Origin of the sequence: Streptomyces griseorubiginosus (assembly GCF_017614965.1) — a bacterium.
Lineage (GTDB): Bacteria > Actinomycetota > Actinomycetes > Streptomycetales > Streptomycetaceae > Streptomyces > Streptomyces griseorubiginosus_B.
In genome coordinates, this window is record NZ_WVUG01000382.1 from 1 (window position 1) to 7,369 (window position 7,369).

General features: G+C 69.8%; 6 protein-coding genes. All 6 read right to left on the minus strand.

Features of this window, described 5'->3' with window-relative positions; all coding sequences use genetic code 11:
• Positions 1–21 precede the first annotated feature (21 nt).
• A complete protein-coding gene (locus GRC12_RS39570) occupies positions 22–1,041 on the minus strand; it encodes a TIGR03842 family LLM class F420-dependent oxidoreductase (protein ID WP_133041794.1) in 1,020 nt (339 codons plus the stop codon).
• A gap of 11 nt (positions 1,042–1,052) precedes the next feature.
• Entirely contained in the window at positions 1,053–2,456 is a 1,404-nt protein-coding gene (gene hydA / locus GRC12_RS39575) for a dihydropyrimidinase (protein ID WP_208785299.1), read from the minus strand.
• Positions 2,457–2,487: 31 nt separating this feature from the next.
• The gene (locus tag GRC12_RS39580) at positions 2,488–3,330 is read right to left on the minus strand and encodes a nitrilase-related carbon-nitrogen hydrolase (RefSeq protein WP_208785300.1); all 843 of its coding nucleotides are present in this window, start codon (positions 3,328–3,330) and stop codon (positions 2,488–2,490) included.
• A gap of 155 nt (positions 3,331–3,485) precedes the next feature.
• Positions 3,486–5,045, minus strand: a complete 1,560-nt coding sequence (locus GRC12_RS39585; RefSeq protein ID WP_133041791.1) for a PucR family transcriptional regulator — start codon at positions 5,043–5,045, stop codon at positions 3,486–3,488.
• A 26-nt stretch (positions 5,046–5,071) separates the two neighbouring features.
• Complete coding sequence (locus GRC12_RS39590; RefSeq protein ID WP_208785301.1) at positions 5,072–6,355, minus strand: aspartate aminotransferase family protein; 1,284 nt, start codon at positions 6,353–6,355, stop codon at positions 5,072–5,074.
• A complete protein-coding gene (locus GRC12_RS39595; protein ID WP_208785302.1) occupies positions 6,352–7,194 on the minus strand; it encodes a nitrilase-related carbon-nitrogen hydrolase in 843 nt (280 codons plus the stop codon). The genes GRC12_RS39590 and GRC12_RS39595 overlap by 4 nt, the downstream gene beginning before the upstream one ends.
• Positions 7,195–7,369: the final 175 nt, after the last annotated feature.

Below are 7,369 nucleotides of genomic sequence, written 5' to 3' on the forward strand. Positions count from 1 at the left end.
GGGGAGAGGGGTGGGGTGTGGTCAGGCGTTGAGGGCCGGGATGACCTCCGCGCCGTACGCGTCGATCACGGTCTCCTGGGCGTCGTGCATGTCGTACACGGCGAACTGGTCGACGCCGAGCTCGCGCAGCGCCCGCAGTTTCTCGATGTGCTTCTCGACCGGGCCGATGACGCAGAACCGGTCGACGATCTCGTCGGGGACGAACTGGGTGTCGGGGTTGTCCGCGCGGCCGTGGTGGGAGTAGTCGTACCCCTCCCGGGCCTTGATGTAGTCGGTGAGCTCGTCGGGTACGGCGGCGGAGTGCTCGCCGTACTTGGCGACCAGGTCGGCGACGTGGTTGCCGACCATGCCGCCGAACCAGCGGCACTGCTCCCGGGCGTGGGCGAGGGCCTCGGGCGAGTCGTCCGCGGTGACGTAGGCGGGCGCGGCGACGCAGATCTTGACCTCGGACGGGTCACGTCCGGCGGCCACGGCCGCGTCCTTGACGGCCTTGACCATGTACTCCGTCAGGTAGAGGTCCGCGAGCTGGAGGATGAACCCGTCGGCCTCCTCACCGGTCATCTTCAGGGCCTTGGGCCCGTACGCGGCCATCCAGACGGGGAGTTCGGCGCCCGGCTTGATCCACGGGAACCTGATCACCGTGCCGCCGAGGTCGGCCTCCTCGCCCCGGCCGAGGGCCCGGATGACCTTCATCGCCTCGCTGATCCGGGCCAGCGTGTTGGGCTTGCGGCCCGCGACGCGCATCGCGGAGTCGCCGCGGCCGATGCCGCAGACGGTGCGGTTGCCGAACATGTCGTTGAGGGTGGCGAAGGTGGAGGCGGTGACCTCCCAGGTACGGGTACCGGGGTTGGTGACCATCGGACCCACGGTCAACTTCTGTGTGTTCGCCAGGATCTGACTGTAGATCACGAACGGCTCCTGCCACAGCACGGCGGAGTCGAAGGTCCATCCGTACCGGAAGCCGTTGCGCTCGGCCCGCTTCATCAGGCTGACGACCTTCGAGGCCGGCGGGTCGGTCTGCAGGACGAGTCCGAAGTCCATGGGCGCCACTCCTAGTTGAGGTACTGACAGGTGGAGCGCGGGGTGTAGACGCCGTGTCCTGCGCGTCCGGTGTACTCCCGCTCGTTGATGACGACTTCGCCGCGCGAGAGCACCGTCTCGACCCGGCCGGTGACATGCTTGCCCTCGTAGGCCGAGTAGTCGACGTTCATGTGGTGCGTCTCGACGGACATCACCTGCTCGGCGCTGGGGTCGTAGATCACGACGTCGGCGTCGGCGCCCGGGGCGATGGTGCCCTTCTTCGGGTAGAGGCCGAACATCCGGGCGGGGGTGGCGCAGGCGATCTCGATCCAGCGGCGGCGGGAGATGTGCCCGTCGACGACGGCCTGGTGGAGCAGGTCCATACGGTTCTCGACGCCCGGCAGACCGTTGGGGATCTTCGAGAAGTCCCCGCGGCCCAGCTCCTTCTGGCCCACGAAGCAGAAGGGGCAGTGGTCGGTGGAGACGACCTGGAGGTCGTTCGTCCTGAGGCCCTGCCAGAGCTTCGCCTGGTGCTCCTTGGGACGAAGCGGCGTGCTGCACACGTACTTCGAGCCCTCGAAGTCGGGCTCGGCGAGGTTGTCGGTGGAGAGGAAGAGGTACTGCGGGCAGGTCTCGCCGAAGACGGGCAGCCCCTCGTCCCGCGCCCGCGCCAGTTCGGCCACCGCCTCCATCGCCGAGACGTGTACGACGTACAGCGGAGCCCCCGCGACCTGTGCGAGCTTGATGGCGCGGTGGGTGGCCTCGGCTTCGAGGAGGGCCTTGCGCACCTCACCGTGGTAGCGCGGGTCGGTCTCCCCGCGCTCCAGCGCCTGCTCGACCAGCACGTCGATCGCGATGCCGTTCTCGGCGTGCATCATGATCAGGCCGCCGTTCTCGGCGGAGCGCTGCATGGCGCGCAGGATCTGGCCGTCGTCGGAGTAGAAGACGCCCGGGTAGGCCATGAACTGCTTGAAGGAGGTCACGCCCTCCTCGACCAGCAGGTCCATCTCCTTGAGCGTCTCCTGGTTCACGTCGGAGACGATCATGTGGAAGCCGTAGTCGATCGCGCAGTTGCCCTCGGCCTTGGCGTGCCAGGCGTCCAGGCCCTCGCGCAGGGAGTGGCCGACGCTCTGCACGGCGAAGTCGACGATGGTGGTCGTACCGCCCCAGGCGGCGGCCCGGGTGCCGGTCTCGAAGGTGTCGGAGGCGAAGGTGCCGCCGAAGGGGAGCTCCATGTGGGTGTGGGCGTCGACGCCACCGGGGATCACGTACTTCCCGGTGGCGTCGATCACCCGCTCGGCACTGAACGCCTCGGCCGCGGGCGTGCCGGAGGCGGCGAGGGCGGCGATGCGGCCGTCCTCGATCAGCACGTCGGCGTGGATCTCGTCGGACGCGGTGATGACGAGGCCACCGCGGATGACGGTACGGCTGCTCATGGTCCCTCTCCTGCCTGGGTGAACGGTTCGGTCAGGGTGCGGTCAGCGGCGGGTAGGCGTCGGGACGGCGGTCGCGGTAGAACTGCCAGCGGTCGCGCACCTCGCGCAGCTTGGCCATGTCCAGGTCGCGGACGACGAGTTCGGTCTCCTTGTCGGAGGCCACCTCGCCGACGAACTGGGCCTCGGGGTCCACGAAGTACGAGGTCCCGTAGAAGTCGTTGTCGCCGAGTTCCTCCACGCCGACCCGGTTGATCGCGCCGACGAAGTACTCGTTGGCGACGGCCGCGGCCGGCTGCTCCAGCTGCCAGAGGTAGGCGGACAGTCCGCGCGAGGTGGCCGACGGGTTGAAGACGATCTCCGCGCCCTCGAGGCCCAGCGCCCGCCAGCCCTCCGGGAAGTGGCGGTCGTAGCAGATGTAGACGCCGATCCGGCCGACGGCGGTGTCGAAGACCGGCCAGCCGGCGTTGCCCGGACGGAAGTAGAACTTCTCCCAGAATCCGGGGACCTGGGGGATGTGGTGCTTGCGGTACTTGCCGAGGTACGAGCCGTCCGCGTCGATCACGGCCGCGGTGTTGTAGAGGACGCCGGGCTGCTCCTCCTCGTACATCGGCAGGATCAGGACGATCCCCAGTTCCTTCGCGAGCGCCTGGAAACGCTTGACGATCGGGCCGTCGGGGATCGCCTCCGCGTACTCGTAGAACGCCTTGTCCTGGACCTGGCAGAAGTACGGTCCGTAGAACAGCTCCTGGAAGCACAGGACTTGGGCGCCCTGGGCGGCCGCGTCCCGGGCCGCCTGTTCGTGCACCGCGATCATCGACTCCTTGTCGCCCGTCCACGCGGTCTGGAAGAGGGCGGCTCGGATCACTCTGCTCATCGGGACCTCCGGTCGCTCGGTGTGCGAGAAGACTAGGAAGTCCGAAAACAGGCTTTGAGTTGCACGGTGTCACGTCTGCGAGGGTGCGGCGTGCCACGGTGTCACTCTGTCGTGGGCCCATGTTTCACCGCCGTTTTCCCAGGTCGTCGCATGTTTCAGCCCTGTTGCGCGTCATGCGCGAGGAGCGCGATGTGTACGGAGGCCGCCTGTTCGAAGTCGTCGAGGTCGACGCCGAGCCGGGTCTGTATCGCCTCAAGGCGGCGGTAGAGCGCAGGCCGGGAGACATGGTGGAGCTGGGCGGTGCGGGACTTGTTGCGGCCGGTGGCGAGATAGGTGCGCAGCACCGGCAGCAGATCGTCGTCGGCCGAGCGCAGCAGCCCGTCCAGCTCCCGCTCGGCGAAGGACTGCACATGCGGATCGTCCCTGAGCAGCCGGATCAGGCCGCGCAGATGGACGTCCTTCAGGCGGACGACGTCCGGGAGGTCGAGGACCGCCGAGGAGTCCGCCACGGCGTCGGCGACGTGCTGGGCCTCGCGCAGGCCCGCCGGCACGTCGTCCCAGGCGATACGGGGATCGGCGGCGGCCACCACCGTCCGCGCCGCCTCCGAGCGCACCCGGGCCGCGAAGTTCGCGGTGAGCACCGCGGCGTCCTGGTCCCGGGCGAGGCTGAGCAGTACGGCGGTGACCCCGTCGGCCAGTTCGGCGACGAGCCCCGGCAGCCCCACCATCCGCAGCACCCGGTCGAGCCCGGCCACATCCGCGTGCCGTACGACCAGCGGCACGAAGGTCCGCCGGTTGACGGGCAGCCCGGCGGCCCGCGCGCGGGGCAACAGCTGCCTCGCCGGTACGACCCCGCTCACCAGGTCGGTCAGCAGGCTCTGCGCCGACTGCTCCTCCCAGGTGTGGGCCGAGGTGCCGCCTAGCATGCGGTGCAGGACGAGGGCCTCGGCGGCCCGGTCGGCGAGCAGCCGTCCGGTGGCGGTGTCGCCCCGGTACCCGCACAGCACGATCCGTCCCCACCGCTCCCCGCGCCCGCCCAGCTCGGCACGGATCCAGCCGTCGCCCTCGCTGCCGCCGGCCTGCCGGGCGATGCGCTCCCAGTCACGCAGCACGTCGTCCACGGCGGGCCGCTCCCCCGCGGTGGCGAGGACGCGGTGGGCGAGGTTGGTGACGACCACGGGGCAGGCGCTGTGCTGGGCGACCTCGTCGAGGAGCCGTTGCAGCGGGGCGCCCGCGGTGATGAGCCCGGTCAGGGCCGTCCGTACGGACTCCGACAGGCTGACGGCGGCGAACTTCCGCCGTATCAGCCGGGCCTGCACCTCCTCGGTCAGCTCCGCGAAGGGGAAGGGCCGGTGGAGGACCACCATCGGCAGCCCGCACCGCTCGGCGGCCCGGCGCATGACGTCCGGGGGCGCCGGGAAGGCACGGCCGAGCCCGAGGACCACGGCCGCCGCCTCGGCGCTGTGCAGGGACCGGATGTACTCGGCCTGCTTCTCCTCGTCGCCGGCGAGCAGCACGCCGGTGGTGAGGACCATCTCGCCGCCGCTGAGCATGACGCCCACGTCGGGCGCCTCGGCGACGTGCACCCAGCGCACCGGCCGGTCGAGCTGGGCCGCCCCGGCCACCACCTCAGGCTCCCCGGCGAGAACCCGTTCGAGCATGAGGATCTGCCGCACGGACAGCGCCGGCTCCAGGGTCCCGAAGGTGGTGGTCATCGCGTGTTCCCTTGCTCAGTGCACTGCTACGTGAGGCTCCTCAGAGCGCGTTCGAGGATCGCGGCGCCCTCCTCGGCCTCGGCGACCGTGAGGGACAGGGGCGGGGCGATGCGCAGGGCGCTGGTGTTGTGGCCGCCGCCCTTGCCGATCAGCAGCCCGTCGGCGCGGGTCGCCTCCAGCACGGCGGCCGCCGCGTCCGGGTCGGCCTGGTCCGTCCCGGGCTTGACCAGCTCGACGCCGAGCATCAGCCCGCGGCCCCGCACCTCGCGTACGTGCGGAACCTGCGCGGCGACCGTCCGCAGCCGCTCGATGAGCAGCCCGCCGACGCGCCGGGCGTTGCCCTGGAGGTCGTGTTCCAGCAGGTAGGTGAGGTTGGCGAGACCGGCCGCCATGGTGATCTGGGTGCCGCCGAACGTCGAGATGCTGTTGGCGTCCAGGCAGTTCATGATCTCGGCGCGGGCGACGACACCGCCGATGGAGCTGCCGTTGCCGATGCCCTTGGCGAAGGTGAGGATGTCCGGCGGCCCGCTCCGGCCGTGCGCCTGCCAGCCCCAGAAGTGGTCGCCGGTGCGGCCCCAGCCGGTCTGTACCTCGTCGGCGATCCACAGGATGCCGCGCTCGGCGAGCACCTCGCGGAAGGCCGCGTACAGGCCGTCCGGACCCGAGGTGAAGCCGCCGACCCCCTGGATCGGTTCGGCGATCAGCGCGGCGGGCGGGCGGGTGTGGCCGAGCAGGTCCTTCAGGTCGTCGACGCAGGCGGCGATGAAGTCGGCGTCGCCGAGATCGGCGTACGGGCCGCGGGTGCGGACGCCGCCGTGGACGTAGAGCGTCTGCAGCGGGGACAGCGAGGTCGGCGACCAGCCGCGGTTGCCGGTGATGCCGACCGCGCTGAAGGAGCGGCCGTGGTAGCTGTTGCGCATCGCCAGGATCGTGTTGCTGCGCCGGTAGGTCGTGGCGAGCAGCAGGGCGGTGTCGTTGGCCTCGGTGCCGGAGGTGGTGAAGAAGACGCGGGCGTCCGGGATGCCGCTCAACTGGGCGATGCGCTCGGCGAGTTCGACCATCGGGCGGTTGAGGTACAGGGTGGACGAGTGGAGGATCCGCCCGGCCTGCTCGCTGACCGCCTTCGTCACCTCGGGCAGCGCGTGCGCGGTCATCGTGGTGAGGATGCCGCCGAAGAAGTCGAGGTACCTGTTGCCGTCCGAGTCCCAGACATGGCGGCCCTCGCCGTGGGTGATCTCGATCGGGTTCTCGTAGTAGAGGGCGAGCCAGTCGGGCAGGACGGAACGATGGCGGGCGTACAGGTCGCTCACGGCTGCACCAGCCCCTCGTACGCGTCCGGCCGGCGGTCCCGGTAGAACGCCCACTGCTGCCTGACGTCCTCGATCAGGTCGAAGTCCAGGTCACGGACCACGAGTTCCTCCTTGCTGTCACTTGCCACGTCACCCACGAACTGTCCACGCGGGTCGACGAAGTAACTCGTCCCGTAGAAGTCGTTGTCGCCGTACTCCTCCTGGCCGACGCGGTTGATCGCGGCGACGAAGTACTCGTTGGCGACGGCCGCGGCGGGCTGCTCCAGACGCCAGAGGTGGGAGGACAGCCCGCGGTGGGTGGCCGACGGGTTGTAGACCAACTGGGCGCCGTTGAGGCCGAGTTGCCGCCAGCCCTCCGGGAAGTGGCGGTCGTAGCAGATGTATACGCCGACCTTTCCGACCGCGGTGTCGAACACGGGCCAGCCGACGTTGCCCGGCTTGAAGTAGTACTTCTCCCAGAAGCCCTTGACCTGGGGGATGTGGTGCTTGCGGTACTTGCCGAGGACCGTGCCGTCGGCGTCGATCACGGCCGCGGTGTTGTAGTAGAAACCGGACTGCTCGACCTCGAAGACCGGTACGACGATCACCATGCCGGTCTCGCGGGCGAGCTCCCGCATGCGGCTCACGGTCGGCCCGTCGGGCACCGGCTCTGCCCAGCGGTAGTGCTCGGGTTCCTGGACCTGACAGAAGTAGGGGGCGTTGAAGACCTCCTGGAAACCGATGATCTTCGCACCCTGGCGGGCCGCCTCGCGGGCGTGCTCCTCGTGTTTCGCCACCATGGACTCGGTGTCGCCGGTCCAGGTGGCCTGGACCAGAGCGGCACGTACGACGTTGGCCATGAGCTGCTCCTTCGGCGGGTCGCAGAGCCTCTACGCCCGTAGAACAGGCCGTAGAGGGACGAACGTAAGCCTCCGGGACGGCCTTGCCAAGACCATCGTCGTCAACCCGCTGGGTCGATCACGTTTCACACTCCGGTGGGTGAGTGCCGCGGCTGGTGGGAGGGGTCGTAGGCGG